General features: G+C 71.6%; 15 protein-coding genes. 8 read left to right on the top strand and 7 right to left on the bottom strand.

From position 1 onward, the window contains the following. Positions 1-115 precede the first annotated feature (115 nt). Together J2N69_RS22860 and J2N69_RS22865 are read left to right on the top strand one after the other, a co-directional pair. Positions 116-742, top strand: coding sequence for an RNA polymerase sigma factor (locus tag J2N69_RS22860; protein ID WP_230902408.1), 627 nt, complete (start codon positions 116-118; stop codon positions 740-742). After that, positions 739-1,647, top strand: coding sequence for a hypothetical protein (locus J2N69_RS22865; RefSeq protein ID WP_230905032.1), 909 nt, complete (start codon positions 739-741; stop codon positions 1,645-1,647). Before J2N69_RS22860 ends, J2N69_RS22865 begins: the two co-directional genes overlap by 4 nt. Positions 1,648-1,784: 137 nt before the next feature. Here the strand turns inward: J2N69_RS22865 and J2N69_RS22870 are convergent, their stop codons facing one another. Together J2N69_RS22870 and J2N69_RS22875 are read right to left on the bottom strand one after the other, a co-directional pair. Continuing rightward, the gene (locus J2N69_RS22870; protein ID WP_230902409.1) at positions 1,785-3,623 is read right to left on the bottom strand and encodes a caspase, EACC1-associated type; all 1,839 of its coding nucleotides are present in this window, start codon (positions 3,621-3,623) and stop codon (positions 1,785-1,787) included. Positions 3,624-3,627: 4 nt separating this feature from the next. Then, positions 3,628-4,053, bottom strand: a complete 426-nt coding sequence (locus J2N69_RS22875) for a hypothetical protein (RefSeq protein WP_230902410.1) — start codon at positions 4,051-4,053, stop codon at positions 3,628-3,630. Positions 4,054-4,418: 365 nt separating this feature from the next. Between J2N69_RS22875 and J2N69_RS22880 the strand changes: the two genes are divergently transcribed. After that, positions 4,419-5,084, top strand: coding sequence for an RNA polymerase sigma factor (locus J2N69_RS22880; RefSeq protein WP_230902411.1), 666 nt, complete (start codon positions 4,419-4,421; stop codon positions 5,082-5,084). Then, entirely contained in the window at positions 5,084-6,259 is a 1,176-nt protein-coding gene (locus tag J2N69_RS22885) for a hypothetical protein (protein WP_230902412.1), read from the top strand. The genes J2N69_RS22880 and J2N69_RS22885 overlap by 1 nt, the downstream gene beginning before the upstream one ends. A gap of 203 nt (positions 6,260-6,462) precedes the next feature. Here J2N69_RS22885 and J2N69_RS22890 read toward each other — a convergent pair whose 3' ends face one another. Then, the gene (locus J2N69_RS22890) at positions 6,463-7,338 is read right to left on the bottom strand and encodes a L,D-transpeptidase family protein (protein ID WP_230902413.1); all 876 of its coding nucleotides are present in this window, start codon (positions 7,336-7,338) and stop codon (positions 6,463-6,465) included. Between the two features lie 92 nt (positions 7,339-7,430). Here J2N69_RS22890 and J2N69_RS22895 point away from each other — a divergent pair, with 92 nt between their 5' ends. Both J2N69_RS22895 and leuE read left to right on the top strand, forming a co-directional pair. Next, complete coding sequence (locus J2N69_RS22895; protein WP_230902414.1) at positions 7,431-9,011, top strand: acyl-CoA mutase large subunit family protein; 1,581 nt, start codon at positions 7,431-7,433, stop codon at positions 9,009-9,011. A gap of 149 nt (positions 9,012-9,160) precedes the next feature. Beyond that, on the top strand, positions 9,161-9,820 hold the full coding sequence (gene leuE / locus J2N69_RS22900; RefSeq protein WP_230902415.1) for a leucine efflux protein LeuE: 660 nt from the start codon (positions 9,161-9,163) through the stop codon (positions 9,818-9,820). Between the two features lie 30 nt (positions 9,821-9,850). Here leuE and J2N69_RS22905 read toward each other — a convergent pair whose 3' ends face one another. After that, positions 9,851-10,321, bottom strand: coding sequence for a MarR family winged helix-turn-helix transcriptional regulator (locus J2N69_RS22905; RefSeq protein WP_230902416.1), 471 nt, complete (start codon positions 10,319-10,321; stop codon positions 9,851-9,853). 49 nt (positions 10,322-10,370) lie between these two features. Here J2N69_RS22905 and J2N69_RS22910 point away from each other — a divergent pair, with 49 nt between their 5' ends. Further along, positions 10,371-10,790 carry a TetR family transcriptional regulator gene (locus J2N69_RS22910; RefSeq protein ID WP_230902417.1) on the top strand — a complete coding sequence of 140 codons (420 nt, stop codon included), beginning with the start codon at positions 10,371-10,373 and terminating at the stop codon, positions 10,788-10,790. Here the strand turns inward: J2N69_RS22910 and J2N69_RS22915 are convergent. From J2N69_RS22915 to J2N69_RS22925, 3 genes are read right to left on the bottom strand one after another with little or no spacing between them, the layout of a single operon-like run. Further along, complete coding sequence (locus J2N69_RS22915; RefSeq protein ID WP_230902418.1) at positions 10,774-11,925, bottom strand: acyltransferase family protein; 1,152 nt, start codon at positions 11,923-11,925, stop codon at positions 10,774-10,776. The two genes, J2N69_RS22910 and J2N69_RS22915, sit on opposite strands and share 17 nt — an antisense overlap. Next, positions 11,922-13,328, bottom strand: a complete 1,407-nt coding sequence (locus J2N69_RS22920) for an alpha-2,8-polysialyltransferase family protein (RefSeq protein ID WP_230902419.1) — start codon at positions 13,326-13,328, stop codon at positions 11,922-11,924. The genes J2N69_RS22915 and J2N69_RS22920 overlap by 4 nt, the downstream gene beginning before the upstream one ends. Next, a complete protein-coding gene (locus J2N69_RS22925; RefSeq protein ID WP_230902420.1) occupies positions 13,328-14,305 on the bottom strand; it encodes a glycosyltransferase family 2 protein in 978 nt (325 codons plus the stop codon). Before J2N69_RS22925 ends, J2N69_RS22920 begins: the two co-directional genes overlap by 1 nt. A 198-nt stretch (positions 14,306-14,503) precedes the next feature. Here J2N69_RS22925 and J2N69_RS22930 point away from each other — a divergent pair, with 198 nt between their 5' ends. Then, positions 14,504-15,856: a DUF6716 putative glycosyltransferase gene (locus tag J2N69_RS22930; RefSeq protein WP_230902421.1), complete on the top strand. Its 1,353-nt coding sequence runs from the start codon at positions 14,504-14,506 to the stop codon at positions 15,854-15,856. Positions 15,857-15,929: the final 73 nt, after the last annotated feature.

Below are 15,929 nucleotides of genomic sequence, written 5' to 3' on the forward strand. Positions count from 1 at the left end.
GGGCCAGGTACCCGTACGCTCTCGCACTGTGACATTTCCGCACCCCGCGACGCTGGGGGGTGGTGGGGGGCATCGGCACGTCGGACCGTGCCGCGTTCGGCCGGATGGGAGAGCGTTGGGCCAGGGTGGGGAGGCTCGTCGCGCGACGGCGCACGACGAGGAGCTGGGCAGGGCCGTCGCGGCCGCCCAGGACGGCGACGAGGCGGCCTTCGCGGTCGTGTACCGGATCATCCAGCCGGGGCTCGTCGGCTACGTGCGCGGCCTCGTCGGCACGGACGGCGAGACCGCCGAGGACGTCACCGCCGAGGCATGGCTGGAGATAGCCAGGGACCTCGGGCGGTTCCGGGGGGACGGGGCGGGCTTCCGCGGCTGGACCGCGACGATCGCCCGGCACCGGGCCTTCGACCATCTGCGCCGCCAGAAGGCGCGGCCGCGGCCCGCCGTGCTGGAACAGGACCTGCTCGAACTGCCCGGCCCGCACAACACGTCGGCGGCGGCCATGGAAGCGGTCACGACCGAGCGGGTGCTCGCCCTCGTCGCGACCCTGCCGCGCGATCAGGCGGAGGCGGTGCTGCTGCGCGTGGTCGTCGGTCTCGACGGCCCCGCTGCGGCGCGGGTCCTCGGCAAGCGGCCGGGTGCCGTGCGCACGGCCGCGTACCGGGGATTGAAGAAGCTGGGCGAGCGGCTGGGCCTCGACGGTGTGATGGATGACGGTCCCGGCACGCTGGGAGAGTCGACATGAACGCAGACAAGCCCAAGGGCCCCGAGGGCACGCCGGACCGCCCTTCACTGCTCGACCTCCTCGCCGAGGCCGTACGGGCCGACGCGGCGGGCGCGGCCGAAGCGGTGGACCCGGACGCGCAGCGCGAGGCGGTCGCGGCGTTCCGCGCGGCGCGTGATGCGGGCGCGCACCGGGCGCGGACCCGCCGCCGCGACGACTGGCGGCCCCGGGAGCGCCGTTCCGCCCGGATCTCGCTGAAGGCGGCCGGCGGCGTGGTCCTGGCCGGCGGCCTGCTCGGCGGTGCGGCGCTGGCGGCGGTGGGCACGGTGACCGACGACCCGCCCCCGCCGGAACGCCCCCGCCCGGCCCCGACGTCCCCCCGGACCTCGGGAAGCCCGAGCACGGCCCCGGGCCACACCATGTCCGCGCCCCCCGCCCCGGAGAGAGGCAAGGACGGCGTGCCTCCGAGCCGCTCCCAGGACAAACCGAAGCCCCCGAAGCCCCCCGAGAAGCCGAAGCCGACGGAGAAGCCGAACCGTCCGGGACAGGGTCAGGGGCAGGGCCAGGGGCAGGGCAAGCCGAAGCACCCCGGCAAGCCGGACAAGCCCAGTAAGGCGAATAAGCCCGGTAGGCATGCCAAGCCCGGTAAACCGGATAAGCCTGGTAAACCGGCCAAGCCCGGTAAGCCTGATAGGCCTGGCAAGGCGGATAAGCCGGAGAAGGTGCAGGGCAAGCCTTCGAACAAGCCGCAGAAACCCCAGCCTCACAAGCCTCCGAAGCCGAAGAACCAGGGCGGCCACAAGAACCAGACGGCTGCCAGAGGCAAGGGCGCCCACGAGGGCGGCAACAGCGGAGCGCCGCAGGGAAAGCCCACGAAGGAACACCCCCACCACGGGGAACGCGCCCGTGACCATCGGCAGCACTGACGGCGCTGCCGATGTGGGCGGCGCCGACGCGACCTGCGGGACCGGTCCGGGAAAGACCCGCGACCGGGACCGCCATCGCCGCCCCGGCATGCCGTCAAAGGCTGCCAGGCAGCGCCTGGGAGAGCGGTGCGGTGAACTTAAAGAGGCACCGCGTGTACGTCCCCGCGGGAGTCCGTGGCGTACACAACACCATCGTCGACCGCGGGCGATCCTTGACGGTCCTGACTCACCAGAAGGTCATGGGAGCGGACCTTTCGACCTGCCGGGAGATTCCATCTGATTAGTTTCGCGGCACGGTCGGCCGTGAAGAGCGTGTCACCCACCACGCACGGCCGGGTGAGGAGTCGGCCCTCAGTCTTTTTCTCCGGGGTCCAGCGAGGGGCACCGGTCTTGGTGTCGAGAGCCACAAGCCGGTGGTCCGCATCCCCGAAAAGCAGTGCCTCGCCCGCCACGACCGGAGCCGAGGCGAGGTGCGCCTTCGTATCGAACGACCAAAGAACATGCCCGTTCTCAGGGTTCAGCGCCACAATGCGTTGGCAGGAGGGGCCCTGCGGCTGCAATGCGATGTATACCCCATGGTCCGTGACCACCCAATCCGGCGACAGCGGGGCCTCGGCTTTGTAAGACCAGACCTCACGTCCCTCGGAGACGGCCACCACGCGATCCGCGCCATAGCCTGCCGCGTCATCCGGTGCAGAGGATTCCCCGGCGGTGAACAGTACGTATCCGGCGGCTTCCTGGGGAGCGGAGGCGACAGTCAGTCCATTTCCGGGCAGTGTCCAGAGGGGTTTGAGTGCCGGGGCGGCGAAGGCGTACAAGCCGCCGTCCTGAGTGGGCGCGTACAGCACGTCGTTCGACATGCCCAGCAAACCATTGCGGACCCGTACCGGATGTGACGCCCGGGGCTTACCAGTTCGCAGGTCGATCACCTGCAGGTGGCCGCCTTTGCCGGGGAGATAAGCAGCGTCCTCATAAAGGGCGGGGCTACCGGGATACCACATCTGGATCAGCGGCAACCGCCGCCGCGACGCGAGGTCGATGGCGTGCAGCCTGTACGTCTCGTGCACCACCAGTACGCCCCCGGACAGGACGGGCTGTCTGGCAGGACCGGAGGCGGCACGTGTCTGCCATGGCTGGGGCTTGAGCTGCTTTCGGGGCCCCGCGGAGCTACGGCCCCGGGTGCCCGCACTGGCTGTCCGCGAGGAACGCTGCTTCCGCTTCTTCCGCACCTTGGCCAGCGCGATGTCGTATTGCATTTCGCCACCCATGCGGGGGGTTTGTGCGGCCCCCTCTTGGTGCAGACGCTCGCAGGCATACCGGTAGAGCTCTTGGAGGGTGACAACACCGTCGCCGTTGAGATCGGCGGCACCGCTGGACATGCCTTCGATGAGCATCCCGGTGAAGAGGGACGGCGCGGACGTCTCGACGTCGAGGTGTTGCCCTTCCCAGGCTCTCTGTGACCTGGTACCAGCAGTGATGACCACGCGGCCGTGGCCGGACAGCGCCTCCTCGAAGCGCGCCGATTCGTCGCCCTTGGCCCCCGGGAGGAAAAGACCGCTGTAGCAGCAGTCGAGGATGACGACGATGCTCCGAGCCCGGCATTCATCCATGACATCGTGAAGGAAACCCGCCGATATCGCTGTATAGGAAGGCCGGTCGGGATCGGTCTGGCGAATGGCGAAATGCAGCTTGTCGCTGCGACTCACGATCCCGTGACAAGAGAGGTACAGGAGACGCACGTCGTCGCCCCAGGCATCGAGGAAGAACTCACCGATTGCCCGCTCCAAAGTGGCACGGTCGGCATCGATGAGTGTCTGTACCTCGAAGCCGCCGATCTGTGGGTCTCGCAGGATGGTGTCCAGGCGAGTGCAGTCCACTTCGGGTGAGCGCAGCGCCGGCAGTTCCGGGTTGTCGTATGTCCCTGTACCGATGAGCAGTGCCCCACGGTTTCCGTTGCCGAACGGCTGGGAGGTCATCGTGTCAGGGACGCTCGACGGAACGCTCTTCGCGCTGGGGCTCGGCCGAGGGCTCAGCCGGGGGCTCCCGGTGAGCGAGGAACTCATCGATCAAGAGTGTCCGCTCAACAGCCGTGGCATCGCTCAACTCGATCACGCGGCCTTCCAACTCGACCTTGATCCCGCGAACGGGCCGGTTCTGCAACCAGGTCTGGGTGAGGAGGAGAACCTGACGCAGGGCAAGAGACGCGGCCGTGACGACGACCGACCCGGCGGCGATCAACTCGCCGCTTTTGGCGCCCTTCGAGATTCCGCCGGTGGAGCGCCCGGACCGTACGTCCACCACGTTCAGCTCCTCGAGAGCACGGCGCAGCTGGCCGCCCAGACGCAGCAACTCGTCATCGTCCGTATCGGCAAGCCCGAGAATTTCCAGCCGTACGATCCGGTGCATGATCCCACCCCCGCTGTCCGTGCTCTATGCGCACGACACAGTCTAGGGAGGGAGCTGGTCCCACTGAGACGCATACGGGGGCCCGGGCAGACCGTCCCTACATAGCCGCGGTGCTAGACCGAGCGGTATACCAAGGCGACGGCCGGAGCCGCCACCCCCCACAGGAGAGGCTCCGGCCGACGCACGGTACGAACCGCGTGCGGCCCGTACTTCCTTCAGCGCCGTGCGTGCGTTTTCTGTCACACCGCGCTGTGTCACCCGTTAGTTGCACGTTGTACAAACATGGACGTAGGCCCGGACAAGGCCGTAGCGTGCTGGTTCGCGCCGGGGCCGGGCGCAGATCTCCGAGTGGCAGGATTGAGAGAGTGCTGGGGGACGACGCGGAGCTGACCGCCGCGGTGCTTGCGGCGCAGGACGGGGACGAGACCGCGTTCCGGACTGTGTACCGCGCTGTGCACCCGCGCCTGTTGGGATACATACGCACGCTGGTCGCCGACCCGGACGCGGAGGACGTCGCCTCCGAGGCCTGGCTCCAGATAGCGCGCGACCTGGACCGGTTCAGTGGTGACGCGGACCGGTTCCGGGGCTGGGCGGCGCGCATCGCGCGCAACCGCGCCCTCGACCACATACGCATGCGGGGGCGCCGCCCCGCGATAGGCGGCGACGAGTCGGAGCTGACCGGGAAGCCGGCCGAGGCCGACACCGCGGGCGAGGCGATGGAGTCCCTCGCCACCGGTGAGGCGATGGCGCTGATAGCCAAGCTCCCGCAGGACCAGGCCGAGGCCGTGGTGCTCAGAGTCGTGGTGGGTCTCGACGCCAAGAGTGCCGCCGAGACCCTCGGCAAGCGTCCCGGAGCCGTCCGCACGGCGGCCCACCGCGGCCTGAAGCGGCTCGCCGAACTGCTCGGCGCGGACGCCGCCGACCCCGCGGAGGCGCTCGGCGCCGTACCCCCTCAGAGAGAGCCGCGCGGCCGCGCGGTGACGTCCGCCGGTGTGACGCAAACGCGTACGCGGACGCAGAAGGACATGTGATGGCGGACGAGCAGGACAAGTGGCTGGACCGCGACGCGGCGGAGCGTCTGCTGCGCGGGGAGCCTCTCGAAGACGTCGACCCTCACGCACGCGCGGCGGCCGACCGGCTCGCCCGGGCGCTCGGCGCGCTGGCCGCCGGGGACGGCTCGGCGACGCGCGCGCAGACGGAGGCGGCTCCCGGCGTGACCTCCGGTGCCGCCCCCGGTGAACTCCCCGGCGAGGCCGCCGCGTTGGCCGCTTTCCGGGCCGCCAAGGCCGCCAAGGCCACGAGGGCCGCCTCCCCGCAGCCCGGCCCCCGCTCGGCCGCCTACGCGTCGCCCGCGCACGAGGCCGCCGCCGTCGAGAGCGTACGCATGAGCCGGGCCGGCGCGCGGCCGCAGCCGAGCCGCTGGGGTCGCCCGGTGCGCTTCGGGCTCGCCGCGGCGCTCGCGGGCTGCATGGTCGGCGGCGTCGCCGTGGCCGCGGGGTCGGGCGTACTGCCCTCGCCGTTCGGCCGGCACGACGAGCCGAGGCCGGCCGCGTCCGCGTCGCCCGTCGACGCCACGGAGGCGCCGTCGGTGTCCCCGTCGGACGGGACGGGCGAGCCGGGTGAGTCTTCGGAAGGGGCGGAGAACTCGGAGGGCTCTGTCGGCTCGCCGCCGCAGGAGGGCACGGAGCCCGGCGACGAGCACCCGCACGATCCCGAGGACGGTACGCCCCCCGAGGAGGCATCCGGCGGCGACCACACCGACGACGCGACGCGGCGGCCCGCCGACGACGGCGGCCCGCGCCGCGACGGCGGCAAAGGTTTGCGCCGCAAGGTGATCGCCGCCTGCCGCGACTACCGCAGCGGTGAACTGAGGGGCGACCGCCGCCGCCACCTCGAAGAGGCCGCCAAGGGTTCCGCCCGCCTGGAGGAGTTCTGCGGCCGGGTCCTCGGCGGCAGGGACGGCGGCCGGGGCGGCGGCAACGGTCAGGGCAACGGCGACGGCCAGGGCGGCGGCAAGAGCGGCGACGGCGGCGGGGGCGGGAACCACGGCGACGGAGGCGAGGAGAGCGGCGGCTCGGGCGGCGGCGACACGGGCGGTGGCACGGGCGGCGGCGATACCGGCGGCGCCCCTGCCCCCGCCCCGCCCCCGGCCCTGCCCGAACCGGTCCCCGCCGGCTCCTACAGCGCTCTGCCCCATCTGCCGTGACGCGGCCCGGCCGCCAGGTGTGACGTTTTTCGAGGGCGCGACGCAGTAAGAAGTGAGCCGACTGGTCATCGGCCCGCGCACGAGCCGGGGTTCCCCCCGTACCTACGGCTCCGTGCCACCGGCGTGGGCGGGATACGTTCCCCGATCCCGCCCACGCCGCTTTTCGTCTCCCGAGGGAAGACGTCACATGTCCCGGGGACACGTCACTTGTAGATGACGACCCGGTCGCCCATCCGCACCTGCGCGAAGAGGTTCGCGATCTTCTGCACGTCCCGGACGTTCACACAGCCGTGCGAGCCACCGGCGTAACCCCGGACGGCGAAGTCCGCGGAGTAGTGCACCGCCTGGCCGCCGCTGAAGAACATCGCGTACGGCATCGCGGTGTCGTACAGCGTCGAGACGTGATGGCGGGACTTCCAGTAGACCGTGAACGTGCCCTCGCGCGTCGGCGTGTACTGCGAGCCGAACCGCACGTCCATCGTCGACACGACCCTGCCGTCGATCATCCACGTGAGCGTCCGGCTGCTCTTGGCGAGGCACAGCACCCGACCCGTCATGCACCGCTTGTCCGGCGCGGCTGGCGGCATCCCGCCGCCCGCGTACAGCTCTTCCCGCGTCGGGACGCGCGTCATGCCCAGCAGCCGCTGCCAGGTGACGGCGTCCGCCGCGCCGGTGGGCGGCAGGCCGCGCCTGACCTGGAAGCCCTTGACCGCGTTGACGGTCAGTGGGCCGTACAGCCCTGAGGGGTTCGCCGCCAGCCAGCCGATCTGCCGGAGCCTCGCCTGGAGCGCCCGCACCTGGTCGTTGCGGTCACCCTGCCGCATCAAGACCTTCGGGGCGGGCGTGCCGCGGGGCGCCGGGGCGGGCGGGGGAGGAGTCCGCGCCGTCGGAGAGGCCTGCCCCGCGGGGGCCTGCCCGGCCGCGGGAGTCCGCGCCGGCGGCGCGCCCGGCGCAAGGCCCGCGCTCCTCGGTTCCCGCTCGCCCGGCCGCGCCCCGTCGCTGCCGACCTCCACCGTCTTGCACCCCGCGACCAGTGCCAGCACCGTCACGGCCCCCACCGACATCACGCCCTTGCCCATCACACCTCTCCGAGCCTGTGGACAACACTTCTGGAAGTGTTTCCCGGTTCGGCGCGCGTGACGCCTCGGTGAGCCGGGCGCAAGCTGAAGGTATGACACACGAGTCGGAATCCGGACTGCCCATCGAGCCCGTGTACGGCCCCGAGTCCCTGGCGGAGTGGGACCCGGACGAGAAGCTCGGCGCCCCCGGCGCGTACCCCTTCACGCGCGGCGTCTACCCGTCGATGTACACGGGCCGCCCCTGGACGATGCGCCAGTACGCGGGCTTCGGCACGGCCGTCGAGTCCAACGCCCGCTACCGGCAGCTGATCGCGCACGGCACGACCGGCCTGTCGGTCGCCTTCGATCTGCCGACGCAGATGGGCCATGACTCCGACGCGCCCCTCGCGCACGGGGAGGTCGGCAAGGTGGGGGTGGCGATCGACTCGATCGAGGACATGCGGGTGCTGTTCGATGGCATCCCGCTGGACGAGGTCTCCACGTCGATGACGATCAACGCGCCCGCCGCGGTATTGCTCCTTCTGTACCAACTGGTGGCCGAGGAGCAGGGCGTCGCCGCGGACCGGCTGACCGGCACGATCCAGAACGACGTCCTGAAGGAGTACATCGCGCGCGGCACGTACATCTTCCCGCCCCAGCCCTCCCTGCGGCTGACGGCGGACATCTTCCAGTACTGCAAGGCGCACATCCCGCGGTGGAACACCATTTCGATCTCCGGCTACCACATGGCGGAGGCGGGCGCCTCGCCCGCGCAGGAGATCGCCTTCACCCTCGCGGACGGCATCGAGTACGTCCGTACGGCGGTCGCGGCGGGCATGGACGTGGACGACTTCGCCCCGCGCCTGTCCTTCTTCTTCGTGGCGCGTACGACGATCCTGGAGGAGGTCGCGAAGTTCCGTGCCGCGCGGCGCGTCTGGGCCCGCGTCATGCGGGAGGAGTTCGGCGCGCGGAACCCGAAGTCCCTGATGCTCCGCTTCCACACGCAGACGGCCGGGGTGCAGCTCACCGCGCAGCAGCCGGAGGTGAACCTCGTGAGGGTCGCCGTCCAGGGCCTGGGCGCGGTGTTCGGCGGCACGCAGTCGCTGCACACCAACTCCTTCGACGAGGCGATCGCGCTCCCCACCGCCACCTCGGCCCGCTTGGCCCTGCGCACGCAGCAGGTCCTCGCGTACGAGACCGACGTGACCGCCACCGTCGACCCCTTCGCGGGTTCGTACGTCATCGAGAGCATGACGGACGACGTGGAGGCGGCGGCCCTGCGGCTCATGGAGCGCGTCGAGGACCTGGGCGGCGCGGTGCACGCAATCGAACGGGGGTTCCAGAAGGGGGAGATCGAGCGCAACGCCTACCGCATCGCCCGCGAGACGGACAGCGGCGAGCGCGTGGTCGTCGGCGTCAACCGCTTCCAGCTCGACGAGGAGGAGGCCTACGAGCCGCTGCGCGTCGACCCCGCCATCGAGGCCCAGCAGACCGCCCGCCTCGCCCGCCTGCGCGCGACCCGCGACCAGCAGGCGGTGGACACGGCCCTCGGCGCGCTGAAGGAGGCGGCCAAGGGGGAGACCAATGTCCTCCCCCCGATGAAGGACGCCCTGCGGGCCCGGGCCACCGTGGGGGAGGTGTGCGGCGCGCTGCGGGAGGTGTGGGGGACGTACGTCCCGGTGGACGCCTTCTAGGAACGGCCCGCGAGGCGGCTGGTCGGAAACGGCCCGCGAGGGGGCTTCCAGGGACGGCCCGCGAGACGGCGCGTACGCCGTGCGGCGTAAGGCCGTCCGTTACCCGGACATACTCCCCCGGGGCCGCACGCCTGTGCGACACTCCGCCCATGCTGGGTGTCACCGATCTGCCGACCTATCTCGCGGGCCTCGTCCTGATCATTCTGCTGCCGGGCCCGAACTCGCTGTACGTGCTCTCCGTGGCCGCGCGCCGGGGCGTGCGCACCGGATACACCGCCGCCGCGGGCGTCTGGTGCGGCGACGCCGTGCTGATGACGCTGTCGGCGGCCGGCGTGGCGTCGCTGCTCCAGGCCAACGCGCTGCTCTTCGGGATCGTGAAGTACGCCGGCGCCGGGTATCTGAGCTGGCTCGCGTTCGGGATGCTGCGGGCCGCCGTCGCGATGTGGCGGACGCGGCACGAGCGGGCGGCGCAGGGCGGCCAGGAGGGCGGCGAGGGCGAGGGCGCCGGGGAGCGGCCGTTCCGCAGGGCGCTCGTGATCAGCCTGCTCAATCCGAAGGCGATCCTCTTCTTCATCGCCTTCTTCGTGCAGTTCGTCGACCCCGGCTACGCCTACCCGGCCCTCTCCTTCGTCGTGCTCGGCGCCCTCGCGCAGGCCGCGAGCTTCCTCTACCTCACCGCCCTGATCTTCGGCGGCACCAGGCTCGCGGCCGCCTTCCGGCGCCGCAAGCGGCTCTCGGCGGGGGCCACTTCGGCGGCGGGCGCGCTCTTCCTCGGCTTCGCGGTGAAGCTGTCGCTCAGCAGCGTCTGAGCCCGGCGGGACGCGAGGGCGGGGTCCCGCTCAGTGGTGCCAGGCCGTGCCGCCCACGTTGTGGATCATCCGCTGGAGGACCTTCAGCGTGAGGACGTACTCCTCGTCCGTGATGCCCTCACGGATCTCCGCGAGGACGTCCCGCTGCCGCCCGGCCACACGCTCGCGCAGGTCACGGCCGGTTTTGGTGAGGGCGATGCGGCCCGCCGCGTCCTCGGTGACCAGGCCGCGGTCGTGCAGCGCGCCGATGTTGTGCCGCAGGGCGCTCTCGCCGGTGTCGAGGTAGCCCCGCAGGACGGCCACGACCTCGTCGCGGTCACGGCCCTCCGGCGGCGCGTCCACAAGCTGGTTGAGGACCCACCACTGGGGCTGGGTGAGGCCGAGTTCGGCGAGGGCGGTGCGGATGTGGTGGACCACGGCCGCCCCCGCGGCCGAACCCCAGTAGCCGATGGGCTGGTTGAGCAGGTCTTCGTCGCTGTGTGAGTACGTGAAGGTCGTCATGGAGGCGAAGGTAGAACCTCAACTCCGCTTGAGGTCAAGTGATCCCGACGTGAAGGCGCCCGCCCTGTACTGGCACTTCAAGGACAAACAGGCGCTGCTCGACGAGATGGCGACGGAGATGATGCGGCGCATGGCGGAGGACTTCCCCGCCACGCCGGCCGCCGGCTGGCGCGAGGTCGTCACCGGCGCGATGCGGGCGCTCCGCGGTCATCTGCTGTGCTTACCGCGACGGCGCCAAGGTGTTCAGCGGCACCCACTACACGGACCTGTCGTACGCGGCCCCCTGGAGGCCTTCCTGCGCACGCTCGTCGAGGCGGCTTCACGCCGGGCGCCGAGCGCCTCGCCGCGTACCCGCTGGCCGCGGCGGCGGGCGAGGAGATGTTCGCCGGCCCACGACCGCGGCTTCGAGGCGGGGCTCGCCGCGGTCGTGGCGGGCGTCGGGGCGACGCTCGTCACCGCCGGGGAGTGAGGCTCCGGCCGAGTCCGGTGCGGATCACCGGGGTCAGCCACGCCTCCACGTACCGGTTCAGGAGCCACGCCAGCGCCAGCATCGCGGCGATGGTCAGGCCGAACGTCGCGTACGACGGCAGGCCGAGGCCCTGGTGCAGCGCCCGGACGGTCACCCAGCCCAGATGCTCGTGCACCAGGTAGAAGGGGTATGTCAGGGCGCCGGCGACGGTCAGCCAGCGCCAGTTCACCCGGTGGAGGCGGCCGAGCGCGATCAGCAGCACCGCCGCGAAGCCCGCCGTGACGACCGCGATGACCACGAGCGAGGAGCGGTACGAGAAGGAGTCGGGGGTCGGCGCGTGCCACAGCCCGGAGACCGCGTAGTGCTGGCCGATCAGCCAGCTGACGCCGGTGATGCCCCATGCCGTGAGGTCGCGCCGGTCGCGGTGGATGAGGTAGACGCCGATGCCGCCGATGAAGAAGGGGGCGTACTCCGGCATGAGGACCACGTCGAGCAGCGGCTCGTCCGCCGCCCGCGCCATCGCCGCGGCCAGCGTCCACACCGCGCAGAACAGCACCACGCGCGCGCGGGTCGCGCCGGGCAGCACCACGCAGAGGGCGAACAGCGCGTAGAAGCGCAGCTCGGCCCAGAGGGTCCAGCACACGCCGAGCACCCGGTCCGCGCCCAGCGGCTGCTGGAGCATGGTGAGGTTCACCAGCGCGTCGCTGGGGGAGACCGCCTCGTACGCCACGACCGGCAGCGCGAAGACCGCCGTCACCAGGATGACCGCCGCCCAGTAGGAGGGCAGCAGGCGCGAGGCCCGGGAGGCGAAGAAGGAGCGCAGGGGCCTGCCCCAGCCGCTCATGCAGATGACGAAGCCGCTGATCACGAAGAAGGTCTGGACGCCGAGGCAGCCGTAGGCGAACCATTCGTGCGCGGTGGGGAACTGGGCCTTGGGCGAGCTGCCCCAGGCCTCGCTTATCTCGCCGTCACGGCCGCCGTAGTGGTAGGCGGCGACCATGAGCGCGGCGATCAGCCGCAGTCCGTCCAGGGCGCGCAGCCGGGGCTTCGCGCGCGCGGGGACGATGGTGGCAGGGGGCGTGCCGGTGCCCGCCCCCGGAATTATGTCCGGGAGCGTCGGTGCGGGGGCCGTCATCCGAGAGCGGTCCGCTTGATCGAGCGCTGCACCGAGCGGGCCCGCCGCGCCACGCGCCGCACCGCCGCGTTGCGCGGGATGAAGGCGAGCTGCGCGGGCAGCGCGCCGGGCAGGGCGAGCGCGGTCAGGCGGCGCCGCTTGAAGTACCGCCAGGTGCCGGGGCCGAGGTTGCGGGCGAGGTAGCGCTCGGCGTCGGCGCGCAGGCCCGGGTAGATCTGCGGCTGCATCGCGAAGCCGACGGCCTTGAGGAGGTGCGTCAGCTCACCGGTGGCCAGGGCCGGGCGCCGCTCGGTGACCGCCGTGCGGTCGCTCAGGTCGGGCAGCAGCGCGTCGACGATCGTGACGGGGACGCGGTTGCTGTTCTGGTAGGGCGCGAGGCGCTCCAGGAGGAGTTCCGTGCCGGTGCGGGCGACGGGCAGGTCGTAGAGCGCGGACGCGGTGAGCAGGGCGGTGGAGAAGCAGCCGATGACCAGCGCGGGCCGCATCCGCTGGTACAGCACCTCGGCGAGCACCGGCGTGTCGAGCACGGTCAGCTCGACGCCGATCGCCCCGGCCTCCTTCTCCAGGGCGCGCGACCAGCGGGCGGGTGCCGTGGGGTGCGGCTTGAACACCACGTGGGTGTGGCCGAGAGCGGCGGCGCCGCGCACCATGCGGATGTGCAGCTCCTCCTCTTCCTCGGCGGTGAGGATGTTCAGGGCGGAGAGGTACTGGCCGAGGACGAGGGCGGGGGAGTGCCCGGCGGGCAGCTCCGCGTCCGTCAGACCGGCGTCTCCTTGGGCCAGACCGGCGTCTCCTTCGGCCAGTTCCGCCAGCACCTTCACGAACGCGTCCGTCGGCACGATCTCCGGCGCGACACCGAACTCGGTGAGCAGCAGCGGCGTGAGCCCCGGCACCAGGTCCAGGTGGAGCAGGCGGCGCACGCGCGTGCCGACCAGGGGGTCGATCTTGTTGCGGGTGGGGCCGTAGCTCATCAGGCCGTCGGCGTAGACGTCCACGGGGGCGCCGGTGAAGATCTGCGCGAGCGCCAGCGCCGGGTTGACCTGGATCGACTCGACGGCCAGCTCGATGTCGTCGTCGCCGAGGTCCCAGAGCAGCCGCACGTACCGCTCCCACAGCACGACGTCGTCGCCGCGCGGGGCCCAGCCGCCGGGGTGGAAGGGGTGGACGGCCTCGTTCCAGGAGCGTACGTCGTCGAAGCGGCCGCGCAGCCGGTCGAAGCCCGGCATCGCGTCGAGCGCGGTCGTGGTCTCCGGTGTCGCCGCGTTGTTGCTGACGAGCAGGATGCGGCGGTCGGCGGGGCCGAAGCGGTCGGCGTCCAGGGCGGCGGCGAGGGTCGCGGCGCCGTAGAGCGTGGACGCCAGGAAGATCTGCGTGCGGCCGGCTCCGGGGGAAGTCGTCGCCATCACGCGGCCACCTCCGCCGAGACGGGCCGGCGGCGCAGCCTGCGCAGGCGGGTCGCCCGCTGGAGGTCCATGGAGTCGAGCGCTTCATCGAGCACGCCCTGCGGCATGCGCTTCAGCGCGGCCGCACTCATCGACTTCAATTTGCGCGCCACGGCTGGCTCGAACCTTTCGATGCTTCCCAGATGATGGGAGATGATCGCGCAGTAAGTGCGCACGGCTTTCGGCAGGAGTTCGTCCGCGTCCCGGTCGGCCGCCGTTTCCCGTATCACCTGGTCGAATGCCTTGATGAAATCGAGCTGGCGTACGTCGCCGATCTGGGTGAGCGACGATGCGACCCCGCGGCGGTAGAACACCCCGAGAAGACTGACCGCGGCGAAGGATTCCGCCTCGCGGTGCAGCCGCCAGATCCACGGCCGGTCCTCCGCGGTGCGCAGGCCGTCCGTGAAGTGCAGTAGGCCCGCGTCGGCGAGCCGCCGGTGGTACATGCCCGCCCAGGCGAACGCGTAGTCGACGGAGGTCGACCGGTCGGCGGGGAGGATCACCTCGCGCGGGTTCATCACGACACCGCGCCTGCCGTGCGGGACACGGTGGACCGAGCGGGCCCGCGCGGTGCACTGCACATGGTCGGTGCGGACGAAGTCACATCCCAACTTCTCGATCTGCGAGAGGAGTTGTTCGTAGTAGCCGGGCGCGAGCCAGTCGTCACCGTCCAGGAAGGTGAGGTACTCGCCACGCGCCGCGTCGAGGCCCGTGTTGCGGGCGGTCGCGAGCCCGCCGTTCTTCTCATGTCTGAGGTGGACGGCGCCGGGAAGCTCGCGCGCCGCACGCTCCAGAATGTCCGGGGTCTCGTCGCGCGAACAGTCGTCGACGAGAATGAATTCGAAGTCGTCGCGCGCGTTCGCACGCAGACTCTTCAAGGTGTCGGGCGCGTATTGCTGCACGTTGTAGAACGGCACGATGACGGAGAGCTTAACCACGTGGGTGACGTTAGGTGTCGGCCCGTCATTCGTGTCGACCCGCAGAGGTATGCCAGGTGAACGACGCGTGGCGGAACGGTTAACCGGGCTGCCGAGAAGGCATTTCGCGGGGCGATTCGCCGTTCGTCGGCGTGCTGTTAACCGTTTGTTGCACCCGAGTTGGGCCGCGAATCGAAATGGCTTCCTAGCGTCTGGGATGTGCCAGCAAGTAACCGAGACCCGCTGCGGGTGGCCGTACTCGCCGATTCCGACACGCGATGGAAATGGGGCGCTCTCACCGCGAACCGCATCGTATCGGACAGTCGGCCCGAGTCCGACGGCCACCGCCTCGGCGGGTACCTGCTCCGCGGCCGGGCCACACCCACGCCCCGGCAGCTCGAAGAGGTGGGGGTGCGCGCGGAGAGCCTGCGCGAGGTCACCGCCGTCGAGTTCCTGCGCGAGATGGAGCGGGACGCGCCCGACGTGATCGTGCTCGCCCTGGTGGGCGGCGCGGTCCAGGCGGTGCTGCACGGACTCGCCCGCGTCACCGAGGACGCCCGCCTCACGGGCACCGCGAAGAAGCGCCCCGTCGTCGTCACCGGCTACGTCGGCGTCGTCTACGAGAAGCTCGCCGACGGCCTCCTCCTGCGGCACGGCGCGGACGTCGTCCTCGCCAACTCCCGCCAGGACGCGGAACGTTTCCGCGCGGTGTACGAAGGAGTGGGCGCCGACGCCTCATCGGTCACCGAGGCCGCGCTGCCCTTCCTCGGCGGCGCGCCCTACCGGAAGCACGACCCGTACACGGTCGTCTTCGCCGCCCAGCCCTCCGTCCCGGAGAGCGCCGCACACCGCACCTACCTGCTGCGCCGCCTCACCGAGCACGCCCGGCTGCACCCCGACCGCGAGGTCCTGCTCAAGCTGCGCAGCAAGCCCGGCGAGCACACCACGCACATCGAGGAGCTGCCCTACCAGAAGCTGTCGCAGCGGCTCGACGGCGGCCTGCCGCCCAACTTCCGCCTCGTCTACGGCCACATGGGCGAGGTCCTTGACCGCACCGACCTGCTGGTCACCGTCAGCTCCACGGCCGCCCTGGAGTCCCTGCACCGCCGCATTCCGACCGCGGTCCTCACCGACCTCGGGGTGCGCGAGGCGCTCGGCAACCACCACTTCACCGGCTCCGGCTGCCTCGCCTCCTTCGACCAGCTCGACGCGGGCCACCTGCCTGTGCCCGACGAGCGGTGGCTGGCCCGGCAGGGCGTCGCCGCCGACGGGGCGTACGAACGGGCCTTCGACGAGGCGCAGCGGAAGGTCACCGGCCTCCTCGCCGACGCCGAGGCCGGCCGCATCGCGCCCCTGAAGCCCTACTACAGCCTCACCACCGCCCGCGGCTACCTCCCCGGCATCCTCGCCCGCCACCACCTGGCCCCCGACGGCTCCCCGCTGCCGGGCGCCCCCGCGGCCGACAAGGACCCCGGCCCCGTACGCCAGATCGTGCGCCGCGCCGCCCGCGGGGCCTACCGCCACGGGGTGCAGCGCGTGGCCCCCGTCATCCGCCGGATGGGCGAGCTGTGACCCGCCCCGACCGCCACCGGGCGGAGGAACCCGCGGCGGCCTCCCCCGACCCTCTCCCTCTCCCAGGAGTCCC

The sequence above is a fragment of the Streptomyces huasconensis genome, from assembly GCF_021028635.1.
GTDB lineage: Bacteria > Actinomycetota > Actinomycetes > Streptomycetales > Streptomycetaceae > Streptomyces > Streptomyces huasconensis.